The organism is Ensifer sp. 22521 (assembly GCF_052044795.1).
In the GTDB taxonomy this organism is placed as follows: Bacteria; Pseudomonadota; Alphaproteobacteria; order Rhizobiales; family Rhizobiaceae; genus Ensifer.
On sequence record NZ_JBQENM010000034.1, the window covers coordinates 1 to 18,363 of the forward strand.

At 62.5% G+C, this 18,363-nt stretch carries 16 protein-coding genes; 9 read left to right on the plus strand and 7 right to left on the minus strand.

Annotation, left to right across the window (positions count from 1 at the left end):
• Nucleotides 1–215 precede the first annotated feature (215 nt).
• The gene (locus ACTJKE_RS32090) at nt 216–704 is read right to left on the minus strand and encodes a hypothetical protein (RefSeq protein ID WP_058328316.1); all 489 of its coding nucleotides are present in this window, start codon (nt 702–704) and stop codon (nt 216–218) included.
• Nucleotides 705–909: 205 nt separating this feature from the next.
• A complete protein-coding gene (locus ACTJKE_RS32095) occupies nt 910–1,815 on the minus strand; it encodes a DMT family transporter (RefSeq protein WP_113512242.1) in 906 nt (301 codons plus the stop codon).
• 488 nt (nt 1,816–2,303) lie between these two features.
• Here ACTJKE_RS32095 and ACTJKE_RS32100 point away from each other — a divergent pair, with 488 nt between their 5' ends.
• From ACTJKE_RS32100 to dnaJ, 4 genes are all read left to right on the plus strand, one after another.
• Complete coding sequence (locus tag ACTJKE_RS32100; RefSeq protein ID WP_057247764.1) at nt 2,304–2,654, plus strand: hypothetical protein; 351 nt, start codon at nt 2,304–2,306, stop codon at nt 2,652–2,654.
• A gap of 265 nt (nt 2,655–2,919) precedes the next feature.
• Nucleotides 2,920–5,178: a transglycosylase domain-containing protein gene (locus tag ACTJKE_RS32105; protein ID WP_058328317.1), complete on the plus strand. Its 2,259-nt coding sequence runs from the start codon at nt 2,920–2,922 to the stop codon at nt 5,176–5,178.
• 260 nt (nt 5,179–5,438) lie between these two features.
• On the plus strand, nt 5,439–7,361 hold the full coding sequence (gene dnaK, locus ACTJKE_RS32110) for a molecular chaperone DnaK (protein ID WP_057247762.1): 1,923 nt from the start codon (nt 5,439–5,441) through the stop codon (nt 7,359–7,361).
• A gap of 250 nt (nt 7,362–7,611) precedes the next feature.
• The gene (gene dnaJ / locus ACTJKE_RS32115; protein ID WP_058328318.1) at nt 7,612–8,742 is read left to right on the plus strand and encodes a molecular chaperone DnaJ; all 1,131 of its coding nucleotides are present in this window, start codon (nt 7,612–7,614) and stop codon (nt 8,740–8,742) included.
• A 61-nt stretch (nt 8,743–8,803) separates the two neighbouring features.
• Here the strand turns inward: dnaJ and ACTJKE_RS32120 are convergent, their stop codons facing one another.
• The 3 genes from ACTJKE_RS32120 to ACTJKE_RS32130 all read right to left on the minus strand — a co-directional run bounded on the left by ACTJKE_RS32120 (nt 8,804) and on the right by ACTJKE_RS32130 (nt 11,271).
• Entirely contained in the window at nt 8,804–9,691 is an 888-nt protein-coding gene (locus ACTJKE_RS32120; RefSeq protein WP_440693488.1) for a DUF2182 domain-containing protein, read from the minus strand.
• 5 nt (nt 9,692–9,696) lie between these two features.
• The gene (locus ACTJKE_RS32125) at nt 9,697–10,332 is read right to left on the minus strand and encodes a DUF1326 domain-containing protein (protein ID WP_058328339.1); all 636 of its coding nucleotides are present in this window, start codon (nt 10,330–10,332) and stop codon (nt 9,697–9,699) included.
• A 189-nt stretch (nt 10,333–10,521) separates the two neighbouring features.
• Nucleotides 10,522–11,271 carry an SDR family oxidoreductase gene (locus tag ACTJKE_RS32130; RefSeq protein ID WP_058328320.1) on the minus strand — a complete coding sequence of 250 codons (750 nt, stop codon included), beginning with the start codon at nt 11,269–11,271 and terminating at the stop codon, nt 10,522–10,524.
• Between the two features lie 143 nt (nt 11,272–11,414).
• Between ACTJKE_RS32130 and ACTJKE_RS32135 the strand changes: the two genes are divergently transcribed.
• Nucleotides 11,415–12,314, plus strand: a complete 900-nt coding sequence (locus ACTJKE_RS32135) for a LysR family transcriptional regulator (RefSeq protein WP_058328321.1) — start codon at nt 11,415–11,417, stop codon at nt 12,312–12,314.
• Between the two features lie 76 nt (nt 12,315–12,390).
• Entirely contained in the window at nt 12,391–13,851 is a 1,461-nt protein-coding gene (locus ACTJKE_RS32140) for a serine hydrolase (protein WP_440693490.1), read from the plus strand.
• A gap of 45 nt (nt 13,852–13,896) precedes the next feature.
• On the opposite strand, the gene ACTJKE_RS32145 is transcribed toward ACTJKE_RS32140, so the two are convergent.
• Together ACTJKE_RS32145 and ACTJKE_RS32150 are read right to left on the minus strand one after the other, a co-directional pair.
• The gene (locus tag ACTJKE_RS32145) at nt 13,897–14,901 is read right to left on the minus strand and encodes an inorganic phosphate transporter (protein ID WP_057247755.1); all 1,005 of its coding nucleotides are present in this window, start codon (nt 14,899–14,901) and stop codon (nt 13,897–13,899) included.
• The gene (locus ACTJKE_RS32150; RefSeq protein ID WP_057247754.1) at nt 14,901–15,545 is read right to left on the minus strand and encodes a DUF47 family protein; all 645 of its coding nucleotides are present in this window, start codon (nt 15,543–15,545) and stop codon (nt 14,901–14,903) included. Before ACTJKE_RS32150 ends, ACTJKE_RS32145 begins: the two co-directional genes overlap by 1 nt.
• 307 nt (nt 15,546–15,852) lie before the next feature.
• Between ACTJKE_RS32150 and recF the strand changes: the two genes are divergently transcribed.
• From recF to ACTJKE_RS32165, 3 genes are all read left to right on the plus strand, one after another.
• Nucleotides 15,853–16,977 carry a DNA replication/repair protein RecF gene (gene recF, locus ACTJKE_RS32155; RefSeq protein WP_440693492.1) on the plus strand — a complete coding sequence of 375 codons (1,125 nt, stop codon included), beginning with the start codon at nt 15,853–15,855 and terminating at the stop codon, nt 16,975–16,977.
• A 93-nt stretch (nt 16,978–17,070) separates the two neighbouring features.
• The gene (locus tag ACTJKE_RS32160) at nt 17,071–17,832 is read left to right on the plus strand and encodes a molybdopterin-synthase adenylyltransferase MoeB (RefSeq protein WP_113132914.1); all 762 of its coding nucleotides are present in this window, start codon (nt 17,071–17,073) and stop codon (nt 17,830–17,832) included.
• A gap of 7 nt (nt 17,833–17,839) precedes the next feature.
• On the plus strand, nt 17,840–18,310 hold the full coding sequence (locus ACTJKE_RS32165) for a GNAT family N-acetyltransferase (protein WP_425985878.1): 471 nt from the start codon (nt 17,840–17,842) through the stop codon (nt 18,308–18,310).
• The last annotated feature ends 53 nt before the right edge of the window (nt 18,311–18,363 follow it).

An 18,363-nucleotide genomic window follows, 5' to 3' on the forward strand; every position in this document is an offset into this window, starting at 1 on the left:
CGCAGCGGTTCCGTTCTGACCTGTTCGGCAGCCAATGTCATAAGACAAGCAATTCCAGCCAAAGTGTGAAACGGTTTTCCGTCCGGAATTGCGTAATTTCAAAGACTTATGACACTTCAGTGTTTCGATGAAACAATGAATTGATCTAAGGGGATCGCCTGCTTCACTTTGGCTGGAATTGCGGCGCGGGGGAACTACACGCTCCCTCGACCACTTCAGGGCGCGTTACAGACCGTCGGCAGCGGCTGCTCGAGCGGCCCCTTCACTTCCTTGAGCCGCGCCGCTTCGACCTGGTAGGGCGTGAAGGGCGGCACCTGCAGCGACGGGTTGATGATGCGCGTGACGTAGCAGCCAGCGAAGAACCGGACCCGCGCGCGCTCCTCGATAGACTTCACCGCAACCGGAACCGCCGAATAGATGCTGCCGGCGCCCGCCTCCGTTTTCACCTTGCCGATCTTCACCTCGACCGACATGGTGCGATCATAGCCGCGGGTGAAGGACTTGAAGCCGCCGGCGGGCTTCGATTCGCCGAAATAGCCGTAGGCGCGGGCATATTCCTTGCGGTTGATGGCACTGTAGAGCGAACGGACGAGAGCTGCCCCGTCGGAGCGGTCGTCGACATAGGCGACGCCTTCCTGTGCCAGAGCCTCGCCGTTCAACGCTGCAAACGCGCCGAGAGCGAAGACGATGGATCGAAGCTTCATGGCAGTCCTCCTTTTGTCGTGCGACAGCCGAGCACAACAATAAGGCGAAGCCATAGCAGGATTCGCTACCCGCATGTTTCCCTACAACGCCGCGCGTCTTATCAGACGCGCAAAGGTCGCTGTAGCACTTTGAATTACTGCATGTTTTTGTCCTTTAATCGGGCACGATTAAAGGAAACATGCAGCAAGTCGTCTCCGGTCGAGCTCAGGCCGGTGGCAAGCCGGCACGGCGGCGGGCGACGACGCGCTCGCGCCACACGGTGAAGATGCCGGCGGCGACCACCAGCACGGAGCCGACGATCATGTTGACCGTCAGCGTCTCGCTGAAAATCGTCACGCCCATGATTGAGGCAAAGACGAGCTGGAGGTAGGTGAGCGGCTGAACGGCCACCGCATCCAGCACCTCATAGGCCCGGATGAGGAAGTAGTGGCTGGAGGATCCGGTGATGCAGAGCAACAGCATCCAGCCCCAGTCCGCCGGCGCGAGCGTGACCCAGAAGAACGGGCCGACCAGGCTGATCGCGGCAGCGCCCACGACGCCGGTGTAGAAGAAACTGGTCATCGCCGAATCCTGCCGGCTGACGAGCCGCGTGACGATGACATAAAGCGCAAACAGCAGAGCCGCCCCGAGCGGCAAGAGGAAGGTCCGGTCGAACAAGCCGTCTGCGGGCTTCAGAATCAGAAGCACGCCGCCGAGACCGACGGAGATTGCCAGCCATCGCCGCCAGCCGACGCGCTCGCCGAGAAGCGGCATGGACAGGAGGGCAACGAAGAGAGGCGTCGCCGCCAGAATCGCTTGCGAATGGGCAAGCCCGACCCAGGTGAAAGACGTGATCACCATGACGATCTGGGTCGGCAGCAACACGCCGCGCAGGATCTGAAGCCACGGTCTCCTGGTTGTCGCCGTGATCTTCAGGCCTTCCTTGGTACGCGCAGCCAGCGCAATCGCGAAAAGTGCAAAGGCCCAATAGCGGATCATAGCGACGAAGACCGGCGGATAGATCGCGCCCAGATGCTTGGAGATCCCGTCCTGGATCGAAAAGATGACGATCGCCAGAAGCGTGAAGATGTAGCCGTTTGCCTTGGAAGCCTGTGAGACGGTGGACGTCATGGCGCGCCGATACCTGCGAGAACCCGCCGCGCCGCCAATTGCGCACGACAGGTGCCACATACAGGGAAACACGGCCGTATTCGAGACATGAAAAGAGCCCCGTGTGGGAGGAGGTACACGGGGCTCTCGAACTTGATCGGTGACTGGGAGGAGGAGTGCCACCGACCCGCATCGGGCGCCGCGGGAGGAGGTGCAGCGCTTCGATAAGTCATATAATAATCGTGCGTCGCAGCAATTTCAAGACGTGATTTTTGCATTGCACAAAATCGTGAAGGCGAAGCGTCAGGTCGAGCCATCTTGACCCGCTGATCGGAGCCTGAGCCAGGGAACAACTCGTCGCCGGGCCGGCACGCGAAAGCCATGCATGGCGCGGTAACCAGCCGGAAACCACAACCTTTGATAGCTTTTTACTCTACTTCAGCTTTCCTGATATACGACCAGCAATATTAGAAGAAATATATTCACTCTCCATAATTGCAGGCTTTCAGATGAAATTATTGCTCCAGGTCCCCACCGCAATCATCGTTGTCCTGATCCTCGCCACCTGGATCGCCAGCCTGCGCCTCGTCGTGCTGCCACCGGGCTCCTTCAAGTTAAGAGCGATGACGGCGCTCGTTTATCAAGGGCACGACTACCGGCTGGTGGACAGCCCGCGCGCCATGTGCGACCGACAGGCCTACCAGGCGAAGGACTGCGAGGAAGTGGCGATGAACCACCTGGGGAAACGGGTTCTGTTTCGGCTTCCCTATAGCCAATGGCTCTACGACTTTACCGAGCCCGGTGCTGCCGCATCGAACGTGGCGGTCGAAGATACGCCACTGCGCAGCTCCATCCAGTAGTTGCGACCATATTGGGCTCGTTAGCACAACGGAGTGGACGTCTCACCCACTGCCACGCGCAGCGCGTCGCTTAAACGCAAGTTGTTGAAGACCATGCGTATTTCACGATGCGCTTCTTAACTCCCCCTTAAATTGCCGCATTTAAAGTTCACCCGGTCGCCGTGGCGGATGGGCGCAGAGCGCCGGTACCGCCGTCGAGATCGAAGTCACCGTCGTGATTGAGCCAATCGGCCCCGCAGACGGCAGAGGGACAAATCCAAACGGCATGGCAACAAACGGCAGGTCAGGAGAGCGGATCGAGCCATCGTTCGGCGGAAACCAGGACGATGATGACGATTTTCGCGTCGAGGCCAGCGATCGTGTGACCGCCAGCCGCAAGGCACCCCGCGGCTCGGGCAGCGGCAAGAAGGGCAGCAGCAAGAAGAAGGCAGCCGGCAAGCGCGGCAGCGCACGGCGCAACTCTGGCGGCGGCGGCTTTGTTGGCCTTGTCCGCACGCTGTTCTACTGGTGCATCGTGCTCGGCATCTGGGGCGCCATGGGCGTCGGCGGCCTGGTGCTCTACTACGGCGCGCGCATGCCGAGCGCCGAGAGCTGGTCGATCCCCGAGCGACCGCCGAACGTCAAGATCCTTGCGGTCAGCGGCGACGCCATCGCCAATCGCGGCACCACCGGCGGCGAAGCGCTGTCGCTGGAAAACATGTCGCCCTATATCCCGCAGGCGGTCATCGCGATCGAGGACCGCCGCTTCTATTCGCATTTCGGCATCGATCCGCTGGGTCTCGCCCGCGCCATGCTGACGAACCTCACCACCGGCCGCATGGTGCAGGGTGGCTCGACCTTGACGCAGCAGCTTGCCAAGAACCTGTTCCTTTCGCCCGAGCGCACGCTCGAACGCAAGGTGCAGGAGGTGCTGCTCGCCTTCTGGCTCGAGCAGAAATATTCCAAGGACCAGATCCTGGCGATGTATCTCAACCGGGTGTTCTTCGGCTCCAACGCCTATGGCGTGGAGGCGGCATCGCGGCGCTATTTCAACAAATCGGCGCGCGACGTGAACCTCGGCGAGGCCGCACTGCTTGCAGGCCTGCTCAAGGCTCCTTCCCGCCTGTCGCCGGCCCGCGACCCGAAGGCTGCGGAAGAACGCGCCCAGGTCGTTCTCGGCGCCATGCGCGAGGAAGGTTACGTCACCGATAGCGAGATCAAGACGGCGATGTCGCAGACCCCGACCAAGGCGAAGAGCTACTGGTCAGGCGCCGAGCACTACGTCGCCGACATGGTGATGGACCAGCTTCCCGGCATGATCGGCGAGATCAAGGAAGATCTCATCATCGACACGACGATCGACCTCAATCTCGAGAAGAAGGCCGAGGAGGTGATCGCTGCCACGCTGGACGCCGACGGCAAGAAGCTCGACGCTTCGCAGGCAGCACTCGTCTCGATCGATGGCACCGGCGCCATCCGGGCGCTCGTCGGCGGCAAGGACTACGCAGAGAGCCAGTTCGACCGCGCCTCCAAGGCCAAGCGTCAGCCGGGCTCTGCCTTCAAGCCCTTCGTCTATGCCGCGGCACTCGAGATCGGCCGCACGCCGATGTCGATCCGCAACGACGGCCCGGTCCGGATCGGCAACTGGACGCCCGAGAATTACGACCAGAAATATCGCGGCGAGGTTACGATCGCCGATGCGCTCGCCAATTCGCTGAACACTATCGCCGCGCAATTGGTGATGGAGGTCGGGCCGCAGAACGTCGTCAAGGTCGCCCATCGCCTCGGCATCGATTCCGAGATGCAGGCCAATGCCTCGATCGCGCTCGGCACATCCGAAGTCAGCCTCGTCGAACTGACGTCGGCCTATGCCCCGTTCATGAATGGCGGCTTCAAGGCGACGCCGCATGTCATCCGCCGCATCTCCAAGGCCGACGGCACGGTGCTTTACGAAAACACCTACGACAACCCGCCGCGTGTGCTCGACCCGGCGATCGTCAGCGAAATGAACCAGATGATGGTGCGTGTGCTGACCAAAGGTACGGGCAAGAAAGCGCAGCTCAAGGGCTGGGAGGCGGCCGGCAAGACCGGTACGACGCAATCCTTCCGCGACGCGCTGTTCGTCGGCTACACCTCGAACCTGACAACCGGCGTCTGGTTCGGCAACGACGATGGCAAGTCGATGAAGAAGGTCACGGGCGGCGGCCTGCCGGCCAAGGCCTGGCACGATTTCATGATGGCGGCCCACGAGGGCCTCTCGCCCTCGCCGCTCTTCGGCACGACGGGCGTGCAGCCGGTCTTCGACGAAGGCGTAGGCGCACCGGCCGGCGACTTGCTCTCCGGCGATCCGGAAGCCTTCCCGGAAGCACCCGTGGGCGTCAATGGCGCGGTCGCAGTGGGGCAGCGCCCGGTAGACCAGGGGGGCGAATGGGATGGCCAGAGCGCCGATCAGGGCAATGGCGGTCTCGTACCACCGGCCGATGTCGGCCAGACGACGGGTGCCACGCGCCGCACGACCCTCTTCGACATTTTGACCGGCGGTTGAGCCGGCGCGACTGGCGCTGCAAGCGTGCGACTGGTGCCATTCTCACCAGCCGCGCATAGCCCATTTCTAGCTAGGCAAATCCCGGACTTGCATTTGCCCCCAAACGCCCCGCAGAATGCCTTGCAGTCCGAAACGCCGGTCCTTATATACGCCGCATCGGCGCAGTCTCGACTGCGAAGAAATCCTGAGACCATCCCGTTAGGGGCTGTCTTACGAATGCCTGACCGGGTTCCGACAGTCCGCTGCAAGGAGAGAACGACATGGCTAAAGTTATTGGTATTGACCTGGGAACGACCAACTCCTGCGTCGCCGTCATGGACGGAAAAGACGCGAAGGTGATCGAAAACGCCGAGGGTGCGCGCACGACCCCCTCGATGGTGGCATTCAGCGACGACGGCGAACGTCTCGTCGGCCAGCCGGCCAAGCGCCAGGCCGTCACCAATCCGGAAAACACGCTTTTTGCGATCAAGCGCCTGATCGGCCGGACCTTCCAGGACCCGACCACGCAAAAAGACAAGGACATGGTTCCTTACAAGATCATCAAGGCCGACAATGGCGACGCCTGGGTCGAAGCGCACGGCAAGGATTATTCCCCGTCGCAGATCTCCGCCATGATCCTTCAGAAGATGAAGGAAACGGCCGAATCCTACCTCGGTGAAAAGGTCGAAAAGGCCGTCATCACCGTTCCGGCCTACTTCAACGACGCCCAGCGCCAGGCAACCAAGGATGCCGGCAAGATCGCGGGCCTTGAAGTTCTGCGCATCATCAACGAGCCGACCGCGGCAGCCCTTGCCTACGGCCTCGACAAGAAGGACGGCAAGACGATCGCCGTCTACGACTTGGGCGGTGGTACCTTCGATATCTCGGTTCTGGAAATCGGCGACGGCGTCTTCGAAGTGAAGTCGACCAACGGCGACACCTTCCTCGGCGGTGAAGACTTCGACATGCGTCTCGTCGAATACCTCGCCGGCGAGTTCAAGAAGGAACAGGGCATCGACCTGAAGAACGACAAGCTCGCCCTTCAGCGCCTGAAGGAAGCTGCCGAAAAGGCCAAGATCGAGCTGTCCTCGTCGCAGCAGACCGAAATCAACCTGCCGTTCATCACGGCTGACGCTTCCGGTCCGAAGCACCTGACGATGAAGCTGTCGCGCGCCAAGTTCGAAAGCCTGGTCGACGACCTGATCCAGCGCACCGTTGCGCCGTGCAAGGCAGCCCTCAAGGATGCCGGCGTCTCGGCTGCCGAGATCGACGAAGTCGTTCTCGTCGGCGGCATGAGCCGCATGCCGAAGGTTCAGGAAACCGTGAAGCAGTTGTTCGGCAAGGAGCCGCACAAGGGCGTGAACCCGGATGAAGTGGTCGCCATGGGCGCCGCCATCCAGGCCGGCGTTCTGCAGGGCGACGTCAAGGACGTTCTTCTGCTCGACGTCACCCCGCTGTCGCTCGGCATCGAAACGCTCGGTGGCGTCTTCACCCGCCTGATCGAACGCAACACGACGATCCCGACCAAGAAGTCGCAGACCTTCTCGACCGCCGACGACAACCAGTCGGCCGTGACGATCCGCGTCTCCCAGGGCGAACGCGAAATGGCCGCCGACAACAAGCTGCTCGGCCAGTTCGACCTCGTCGGCATTCCGCCGGCACCGCGTGGCATGCCGCAGATCGAAGTCACCTTCGACATCGACGCCAACGGCATCGTGCAGGTTTCGGCCAAGGACAAGGGCACCGGCAAGGAACACCAGATCCGCATTCAGGCATCTGGCGGTCTTTCCGACGCCGACATCGAAAAGATGGTCAAGGATGCCGAAGCCAATGCCGAGGCCGACAAGAAGCGCCGCGAGGGCGTCGAAGCCAAGAACCAGGCCGAAAGCCTGATCCACTCCAGCGAGAAGTCGCTGAAGGATTACGGTGACAAGGTTTCGGAAGCCGACCGCAAGGCGATCTCCGACGCGATTGCCGCACTGAAGACTGCCGTCGAAGCCTCCGAGCCGGACGCCGAAGACATCAAGGCCAAGACCAACACGCTGATGGAAGTTTCCATGAAGCTCGGCCAGGCGATCTATGAAGCGCAGCAGACGGAAGCCGCCCATGCGGATGCCGCAGCAGACGCGGCGCGCGACGGCGATGTCGTCGATGCCGACTACGAAGAAGTCAACGACGAGGACGACCGCAAGCGTTCGGCCTAATCCGTCCCTTCGATCAGACGAAAAGCCCGGGTTCGCCCGGGCTTTTTGTTATCTGCACAGCCCGGCGCGACGGGCAAAAGTGGCGACAAGTGCCGCGAGCCGCTGCAAACGTTACTTTTCCGACAAAAAACCGCATCTACCACCGCTCGGGCTATGGTATCGCGCTTCAAGGTTTACTAAATCGGTGGCAAGGTAAACGGGCAGCCGCCGAGCCCTCGCGCTGGCATGCCAACAGGATAATCTTCGACGAATGAAACGTGATCTCTACGAAACGCTTGGCGTTGCCAAGAACGCCGACGAGAAGGAGCTAAAGGGCGCCTTCCGCAAGCTCGCAATGAAGTATCACCCGGACAAGAACCCCGGCGACGCGGCAGCGGAGAAGACCTTCAAGGAAATCAACGAGGCCTATGAGACCCTCAAGGACCCGCAGAAGCGCGCCGCTTACGATCGCTACGGTCATGCGGCCTTCGAGCAGGGCGGCATGGGCAACGGCTTCGGCGGCGGCGCTGCCGGCGGCTTCTCCGACATTTTCGAAGACATCTTCGGCGAGATGATGGGCGGCGGGCGCCAGCGGCGCTCATCGGGCGGCCGCGAACGCGGCGCCGATCTTCGCTACAACATGGAGATCTCGCTCGAGGAAGCCTTCTCAGGCAAGACCGCGCAGATCCGTGTTCCAACCTCGATCACCTGCGACGTCTGCAGCGGCTCCGGCGCCAAGCCCGGCACGAGCCCGAAGACCTGCGGCACCTGTCATGGCTCCGGCCGTGTGCGCGCCGCCCAGGGCTTCTTCTCGATCGAACGCACCTGCCCGACCTGCGGCGGGCGCGGCCAGACGATCACCGATCCCTGCGGCAAGTGCCATGGCCAGGGCCGGGTCACCGAAGAGCGCACGCTCTCGGTCAACATTCCGGCCGGCATCGAGGACGGAACGCGTATCCGGCTTTCGGGCGAAGGCGAAGCGGGGCTTCGCGGCGGACCGGCAGGCGACCTCTACATTTTCCTCTCGGTCAGGCCGCATGAGTTCTACCAGCGCGACGGCGCCGATCTTTATTGCAGCGTGCCGATCTCGATGACGACAGCGGCCCTTGGCGGCAAGTTCGATGTGACCACGCTCGACGGCACCAAGTCGCGCGTCACGGTTCCCGAGGGCACCCAGGCGGGCAAGCAGTTCCGTCTCAAGGGCAAGGGCATGCCGGTGCTGCGCTCGGCCCAGTCCGGCGACCTCTACATCCAGATCCAGATCGAAACGCCGCAGAAGCTGACCAAGCGCCAGCGCGAACTGCTGCAGGAATTCGAACAGATCTCCTCGAAGGACAACAATCCGGAATCGACGGGCTTCTTCGCCCGGATGAAGGATTTCTTCGATACGCTGAGCGACTAAGGCGCCCCGCGTATCCCACAGCGATCTTGCGCGCCGGATAGGGCGCGCGGTGCTGTAAGCTTCACGTCATGGCCGCAAGCTGCCACAGCCCGGCCATGACGAGCACCACCCCAGCGACACGGGACAGGAGCCGGCCGCCGGGCACCACCTTTTCGGCGAGCACGAAGATGGCGATCGCCGCGATCCACAACACGTTCATCACCCCACCGACGAACAGAAGCGCCATCAGCGCCCAGCAGCAGCCGACGCAATAAAGGCCGTGTCGCAAGCCGAGGCCGAACGCGGCACCCGCCTCGCGGCGAAATCCGCCGTGGTTCTGGATGAATAGCAGCGGCGACTGGCATTGCCTGAGGCAACGATCCTTGAGCGACGTCCACTGAAACAGGCCGACGGCGACGAGGACCGCACCGCTCAAGGCTTGGTTGGCGCTCGAAAGCATTGGGGTGAGCAGCAAGGCATGATCCAGGAGCCATTGCCCGAGAACGGCAATCAGCGCGAACAAGGTCCAGGCCAGCAGATAGCCGCCGGCGAAGAAGCCGGTTGCGGCGAAGGGCTTGCCCTGCTGTGCCGCCTGTCTTCCGACCCGAGCATAGAGCAGGATCATCGGCGTTGCCGACGGCACCATCATACCCATCATCATGACAGCCCACATGACAAAGGCATAGGCGAAGGTTGCCGCGGTCCAGGGACCGGCGGCCGCAGTCGCCATCGATGTCATCGATCCCCCTTGCGCCTCCATAGGCATGTTCATCGGCATGTCCATGGGCATCTCCATGTCCATGCCCGAGCCCATATCCATGGTGCCGGAGGCTGCCGGGGGCGCAGCCATGTCCATGGCCGAAGCCAGCCACAGGACGTAAATCCAGCTGATCGCCGTCAGCGTAATCAGCGCCGCCACGACGATGGCGCGATCACGTCTGAGCAGGGTTTCGAGCGCCGTATCCTTCATCGACGTCAGTGGATCACGCCGCTTTCGGTCAGGTGCATGCGCGCGAAATGGGCGTGCGAGTCCGCCAGTGCCAAGGTCAGCGGCCCCTTCGTATCGGCCCATCCGCGCCCGACTTCGCAGACGTCGTATTCGAAGCCCTGGGGGAGATTGATGCGCGCCTGATGGGCGGCGCCGGTCACCGGATTGAGGATCGGTTCGCCGCGAGCGACGAGCCAGCCCGGCACATTCAGCCGCGCCGTGCGCGCGCCGACATCGACCTCGAAATCGATTTCGGCAAAGACAGGATCGTGCATGGTTTCGAAGGTCGTCGCAAAGACCTGGAAGAAGGTGGCACCCGGTTCCGTATCCTCGCCGCTCATGATGCGCAGCAACGCACCGCGCTGTTCGGCGGAGGCGCGGCTATCGACGATCGGCACTACCTGCCCCCTCCCCTCGTGGATGGCGCCCGGCCAGGCGGCGATCAGGCCGCCACGAAGCCCATCGAGCCGCGTATCGCCGTGATAGCCTTCCTCGATCTCGAAGGCGCCGACGGCGCTGCAATGGCCTTGTGTCGGCAATGCATTGAACTGGCAAGGACAGCCATAGGCGCAGTTGCAATGTATGAATTCGCGCCCCTTCATCATCCATCTCACACTCGTCATCGTCTCCTCCTGGGATCTGATCGGTGTTCCGTCTATGTCGATTTCTTGCGACTGGATGCATTCCATTAGATTGCAGAAATATACTCCTCCCAACCAGCGATGCCAACGGCCGGCCGAAGACGACGGGAAGCGCCGCGCATCCGATTGAACACGCGGCGCTTCTGTCTGTTCGTTAGAGTTAAGCCGTGATCAGAGCGTCGCCATGCCGCCATCGATGATCAGTTCGGCGCCGACAGTGAAAGCAGCCTCGTCGGAGGCGAGGAAGACGACCGCCTTGGCGATTTCGCTTGCGTTGCCGAAGCGGCCAAGCGGGATCTGCGCAGTGATCGCATCAACAACCTGCTTGTTTTCCTCCACCGTCGGGGCATGGCCGTCATGCAGCGGCGTGCGGATCGGGCCGGGGCTGACGGCGTTGACCCGGATGCCGCGGCCGATGAGTTCGCCGGAGAGCGTTTTGGCGAGCGATAGCAGCCCCGCCTTGGTCAAGGCATAGACGCTTGAGGTCGGCATGCCGATATGGGCGTTGATCGAGGTGTTGAGCACGATCGATGCCGGTTTGGAAAAGACCGGCAGCAAGGCCTGGATCAGGAAATACGGTCCCTTGAGGTTGATGGCGAGCGAGCGGTCGAAGCTTGCCTCGTCCCACTGCTCGATCGGCTGCAGCTTGGCGATGCCGGCATTGATGAACAGGATATCGAGCGTGCCCAAGGCGGCGCGGATCTTTTCAGCGACGGCGGCCTGGCCGGCGACATTGCCGGCATCGGCCTCGATGATCAGAGCTGTCTCGCCAAGGACGGCGCGTGCTTCGGCAATGTTCTTCGGATTGGTGCCGGTGACGGCGACCCTTGCGCCTTCGGCGATGAACTGGCGTGCGGTTTCGAGACCGATGCCGCTGGTGCCGCCGGTGATGAGTGCCGTCTTGTTCTGCAAACGAGACATGATGAAAGTCCTCTTGTTGGGTTGAAGAGGAGATCGGCTCGGTAGGCTGGAACCGTCGTCCTCGAATGCAGACAGTTATGGCGGAAAACGATCGTTCGGATTAGTCTTCCAATTGTGGAACTCGAATTCGGAAAAGTCGAACGATGGTGAAGATCGAGGGAATAACCGCCTTTGTCGCGGTCGCCGAAGCTGGCTCGATCAGTGAAGCGGCGCGGCGCCTGCGCCTGTCGAAATCCGTCGTCAGCGAACGCGTGGCGGAACTGGAGCGCGGGCTCAACGCCACGCTCCTCCATCGCACGACGCGCAAGCTGACGCTCACCGAGGACGGCATCGCCTTCCGCGAGCGCGCCGTCAGGATCGTCAGCGAGGTGCAGGCGGCCGCGAGCGACCTTGCCGAGCGGCGCGGACAGCTGACGGGGCCGCTTCGGATCGCCGCGCCCGTCAGCTTTGGCCGCCGGCATCTCGGCCCGGCGCTCTATCCGTTCCTGGCGCGCCATCCGGAAATCGAACTGACGCTCGATCTCGACGACCGGCGGGTCGATGCGGCCTCGGAAGGCTACGACGCGATTGTCCGCCACGGCGTGATCGCCGATTCCCGCCTGATGGTTTGGAAACTTGCCAGAAGCCGGCGCTTGCTCGTCGCCTCGCCCGATTATCTTGAACGACACGGCACACCGGCGTCGCTTACCGAGCTCGAAGGCCATCGCGGCGTCTTCTACACCAATCGCGGTGCGGCCGATTGGCGGTTCGAGGGACCTTCCGGTGCAACGATCGTCAGGGCGCGCCTGGCCCTCGGCATGAACAATGGCGACATGATGCACGACGCCGCCGTCGCCGGGCTCGGCATCGCGCTGTTGCCCGCCTTCATCGCCGGCCCCGCGGTGCGCGAAGGGCAATTGCGTGAGATCGATGTCGGGCTGCGTCCGGAGCCCGAATTCATCTACATGGCGCATCCGGAAGGACGACGCGTCTCCGCCAAGCTCCGAGCCATCGCCCAACATTTGAAGGAAGCGTTTGGCGATCCGCCCTATTGGGATCCGTGAAGCGTTTCCGCAACCCCGGCGTAATCGCTGTCGGCGACGGTATCTCGCCGATTGCCGATCGAGTCTCGACAGAAGCTTGATCGAAATCAGCTGGCATGCGCTTCGCACCCATCGCAACCAAAGATTGGTTTCCTATCTTCTCATCATGCGGACCTTCTTTCTGAACTGGATCGTCGCCATGACACTTGGCACCGCCGCCCATACGGACAACCTTTCCACGGCCCCGACCGATGCCGAAATCCTGAATATTCTGACCGATCGAATCGACAAGCAGCAGCAGTCGATCGGCATTGTCGTCGGAATCATCGATGCCAATGGACGACGCATCGTAGCGCATGGCCATCCGGCCAAAGGTGACCCGCGCCCGGTCGAAGGGCGGACCGTGTTCGAGATCGGCTCGGTCACCAAAGTCTTCACCGCGCTGTTGCTCGCGGACGCGATTGAAAAAGGCACGCTGCGCCTCGACACGCCCGTCTCGACGTTGCTTCCGCCAGGTGTGGCGATGCCGGACGACAAGGAGGAGCCGATCACGCTGAAGGACCTGGCGACGCACATGTCCGGTCTGCCGCGGCTACCCAGCAATCTGGACCCGACAGACACAAGCAATCCGTATGCGGACTACGGCACAGCAGAGCTTTATGCCTTCCTGTCCCATCACAAGCCGCTGCGACGCCCTGGCGTCGAGCACGAGTACTCCAATCTCGGCGCCGGGCTTCTCGGCCACGCGCTCGCCTTGAAGGCCGGTCTTTCCTACGAGGAGCTCGTCATCAGCCGCATCACAGCGCCTCTCGACATGAAGGACACCGCGATCTCGTCGCAGCCCGGCTGGGCCGAAAGGCGGGCGACGGGCCACAATGCGGCGCTGGAGCCGGTGATAGACTGGGATCTCAACGCGCTGCAGGGAGCCGGCGCGCTCCGCTCCACGGCGAACGATCTTCTGACATTCCTGGAGGCGGCCATGGGGAAAACGCCATCGCCGCTGGCGCCAGCCTTCACCACGTTACTTGCGACCCGGCAGCCGCTCGGCAACGGCGACGACGACCAGCAGGCGCTTGGCTGGGTGATCTCGGGCAAGGGCGACGAGCAGTTTATCTGGCATAACGGCGGGACCGGCGGCTACCGATCCTTCGTCGGCTACCGACCGTCGACCGGTGTCGGCGTCGTCGCTCTCTCCAATGCGTCGACCGAGGTCGGCGTGGACGATATCGGCCACCACCTGCTCAACCGCAACGCTCCGCTTGCGCCGGCAACTGTCAGGCGCACTGCGATAACCGTCGATCCGACGAGCTATGACGCCTATGTCGGCACCTATCGGCTGGCGCCCGGCTTCGATCTGACGATCTTCCGCGATGGCGATCGGCTGTTTGCCCAGGCAACAGGACAGGATCGGATCGAAATCTTTCCGGAGGCCGAGCACCGTTTCTTTGCGAAGCTTATCGATGCGCAGATCAGCTTCACCGTAACCGGCACCCGCGCCGGGAGCCTGACCTTGCATCAGGGCGGACGGGACAGCCCCGCGCCTCGGATCGAGAAATGATGCACGTCTCCCGCCGATTGAAGCGGGAGACGCTGTTCGCTTCGATCAGAAGATCAGATCGATCAGGAAATAGGCGAGCGCCGAAATCGCCGCCGCGGCCGGCATGGTGATGAACCAGGCAATCACGATATTGCCGGCAAGCCCCCAGCGGACCGCCGAGACGCGCCGCGCCGCACCGACGCCGATGATCGCACCGGTGATGGTGTGCGTCGTCGAGACGGGAATGCCGAGCCAGGTGGCGGCAAAGAGCGTGATCGCCCCGCCGGTTTCGGCGCAGAAGCCCTGCATAGGATTGAGCCTGGTAATCTTCGAGCCCATGGTGTGCACGATGCGCCAGCCGCCGAACAGCGTGCCGAGCGCGATTGCCGCCTGGCAGGTTATGACCACCCAGAAGGGCACGTAGAACTCCGAACCGAGATAGCCCTGCGAGAAGAGCAGAACGGCAATGATGCCCATGGTCTTCTGCGCGTCATTGCCGCCGTGGCCGAGCGAATAGAGCGACGCGGAAACGAACTGCATCACGCGGAAGGTGCGGTCGACGGCAAAGGGCGTCTGCCGCACGAAAATCCAGGAGACGATCAACACCAGGAGCAAGGCCAGGAAGAAGCCTATCGCCGGCGACATGAAGATGGCGCCGACGGTCTTCAGAAGACCGGTCCAGACGATGGAACTAAAGCCGGTACTGGCAAGGCCGGCACCGACGAGGCCGCCGATCAGCGCATGCGACGAACTCGACGGAATGCCGAAGAGCCAGGTGACGATGTTCCAGACGATCGCCCCCATGAGGGCCGAAAAGATCACCAGCGGCGTGACGATGCCGGGATCGATGATGCCCTTGCCGAGCGTCTCGGCCACATGCAGGCCAAAGAACAGGAAGGCGATGAAGTTGAAAAAGGCTGCCCAGATGACCGCGTATTGCGGTCTCAGCACCCGCGTCGAGACGATTGTCGCGATCGAGTTGGCAGCGTCGTGCAAACCGTTCAGGAAGTCGAAGAACAGCGCGATGCCGATCAGCCCGACGAGCAACGGAAAGGCGAGCGTCGCATCCATCAGACGTTCTCGATCACGATGCCGCTGATTTCATTGGCGACGTCCTCGAAGCGATCGATCACCTTTTCGAGCTCGCCATAGATCTCACTGCCGATGATATAAGCCATCGGGTTGCTGGCGCCGTGACGGCGGAAGAGATCCTTGAGGCCGAGGTCGTGCAATTCGTCGGCACGCCCCTCGATGCGGGTAACTTCCTCGGCGATGGCGATAAGGCGATTGTGATTGGCGCCGATACGGTCGAGCAACGGAATGGCCTCGCCGATCAGATGCGCGGCCTGGACGATGATCGTCGCCATCTCGCGCATGCCCGGATCGAATGTCTTCTGCTCGTAGAGCCGGATCGTCTTGACTGTCTTGTGCATCATGTCGATGGCATCGTCCATCGACTGGATCAGGTCCTTGATGTCGCCGCGGTCGAAGGGCGTGATGAAGGACCGGCGCACCGCCAGGAGCACCTCGCCAGTAATATGATCCGCTTCATCCTCAAGCGCGACGATCCGGTCGCACTGTTTCTCCATGTCGTCGCCACCGGCAAGCAGCCTGTCGAGCGCTTCGGCGGCACCGACAACGGTGAGCGCGTGTTTTGCGAAAAGGTCGAAGAAGCGGTCTTCGCGGGGAAGCAGTTTGCGGAACCAAGCCAGCATTACAAATATATCCATCCGTGGATTGTCATGAAACTGTCATATTTGACCGAGGCGCTCAAGAAAAGCACCTGATTCAAGGGGTTTGTCGCCTATCCCCTGCCGATATCGACCTATCCCAGGCGATATCGACGCGCTGGCCATTTCGCCTTGCCTTGGCCAACGCTTTCGTCCTACTGCATGTCTCCTTAAATCGACCTCGATTTAAGGACGAAGACATGCAGCAATTCAAAGTGCTACAGCGACCTTTGCGCGTCTCATAAGACGCGCGGCGCTGTAGCTGGCGCCCAACGTCGAATCCGGTTTGCCCATGCCCCACAAGGTCTTTCTCAACCGCTTGAAGCTCACGGAGTTCCGCAATTATGCGGCTCTCTCGCTGGAGCTCGACCAGCGCCATGTGGTGCTGACGGGAGAGAACGGCGCCGGCAAGACCAATTTGATGGAAGCGGTTTCCTTCCTCTCACCAGGACGGGGCTTGAGGCGCGCGGCCTATGCCGACGTCACCCGTGTCGGCGCGAGCGACGGGTTTTCCGTCTTTGCGGAGGTCGAGGGCATGGAGGGGCCGGTCGAAATCGGCACCGGCACCGCCGGGGTAACCGAGGGCCAATCCCGGCGGCTGCGGCTCAACGGAACGCCGGCATCAACCGTCGACGAACTGACGGATCACCTGCGCGTTCTCTGGCTGACGCCATCGATGGACGGGCTCTTCACCGGGCCTTCGGCCGACCGGCGGCGGTTCCTCGATCGGCTGGTGCTTTCGCTCGATCCGGAGCATGGCCGACGCGCCAGCGAATTCGATCGGGCGATGCGCAGCCGCAACCGGCTGCTCGGCGAGTTTCGCCCGGATCCGTCCTGGCTGACGGCGATTGAGCGAGAGATGGCCGGTCTCGGCGTCTCCATGGCGCTGGCAAGGCAGGAAATGCTCGGCCTCTTGACCGCGCTCGTCGAGCGGAATGTCGATGACAGCGTTTTTCCGTCCGCCCGCCTGGCGCTGTCCGGCTTTCTCGACGACGAGGGTCATCGCCCGGCCTATGATCTCGAAGAGCAATATCTGACAATGCTGCGCGACGGACGGCCGCGCGACGCAGGGGCGGGCCGGACGCTCGATGGACCGCACCGAAGCGACCTGCTGGTGCGTCATCGGGACAAGGACATGGAAGCCGCACGCTGCTCGACCGGCGAGCAGAAGGCGCTGCTCGTCGGACTGGTGCTGGCGCATGCGCGCCTCGTCGGCGACATGACTGGCCACGCGCCGATCCTGTTGCTTGACGAGATCGCCGCGCATCTCGACGTCAACCGGCGTGCGGCGCTGTTCGACCTCGTCGATGGTCTTGGCGGCCAGGCCTTCATGACCGGTACCGACCAGGCCATGTTCGAGGCGCTTGGCGAACGCGGTCGCTTCCTGACCGTTTCGCACGGGAGCGTTACGGGATAAGCAAGAGCGGATGAGGAAAAGTGTGTGCGGTTTTCCGCCCGCATCCGCTCTCGCTTGAGAATCGATCGGCCGCCCGGATGAGGAGGATGTTGCATGACCGGTGAGAACAAGCTCGACCAATCGGAGATCGCCCGCTACGCCCGCCATATCGTGCTGCCGGAAATCGGCGGCGCGGGGCAGCAAAAACTCAAAGCGGCGCGTGTGCTGGTGATCGGCGCCGGCGGGCTCGGCGCCCCGGTGCTCGTCTATCTCGCGGCCGCTGGCATCGGCCGGATCGGCGTCGTCGACGACGACATCGTTGCGCTCTCGAACCTCCAGCGGCAGATCATTCACCGCACCGAGGACATCGATCGCGCCAAGGTCGAACGGGTAGCCGAAGCGATCGGTTCACTCAACCCGCATGTCAGCGTCGACGAACACAGGCTGCGGCTCAACCCCGACAATGCCGAGGCCCTGTTCCGGCAATATCACCTGGTGATCGACGGCTCGGACAATTTCGACACGCGCTATCTCGCAGCCGATACGGCAGCGGCGGTCGGCATTCCGCTGGTAACCGGCGCCGTCGGCCGCTTCGACGGATCGCTGACGGTGCTGATGCCGTACAAGGCAGGCAGCGATGGGCGGCCGAACCCCTCCTATCGCGATCTGTTCCCGGAACCGCCGCCGGCCGGCGTCGTGCCCTCCTGTGCCGAAGCGGGCATCGTCGGCGCCTTGACCGGCGTCATCGGTACATTGCAGGCGATGGAGGCGATCAAGGTGATCGCCGGTTTCGGTGAACCGCTGGTCGGGCGCCTGTTGATGTATGATGCTCTGACGGCGCAGTTCAACACCATCCGTTACCGTCGCAGAGCGTAGGCCGATCATGGTGCAGATCTTCCGCATCAGTGAAAGCTTCGACCGGCACGAGGAGCTGCTGAAGCTGATCCTTGGCGCCTTCTCCTACATGGACGGACGGATCGACCCACCGTCGTCAGCACATGCCTTGAGCATTGAATCGCTCCGGCAAAAGATTGCCGACGAGATCGCCTTTGGCGTCAGCGACGGCGCGCGGCTTGTCGGCTGCATCTTTTGCAAGCCTGAAGCCGATTGTCTCTATATCGGCAAGCTCGCGGTTGCCCCGCAGACACAGGGAAAGGGTATCGGCCGGTTGCTGCTCGCGGAAGCGGAGGCGACAGCGCGAGCGCTCGGCCTTTCCGCATTGCGGCTACTCACCCGCATCGAACTCACCGAAAACCACCGGGCGTTCGCCGCCTGGGGCTTCGTCAAAACCGGTACGATGTGCCACCCCGGCTTTACCCGGCCGACGGCGATCGAGATGCGCAAGACGCTCTAGCTTCTGACTTTGAGCAGGACGGACGGACAACCGCACGGCAGGACCGTGCGGCG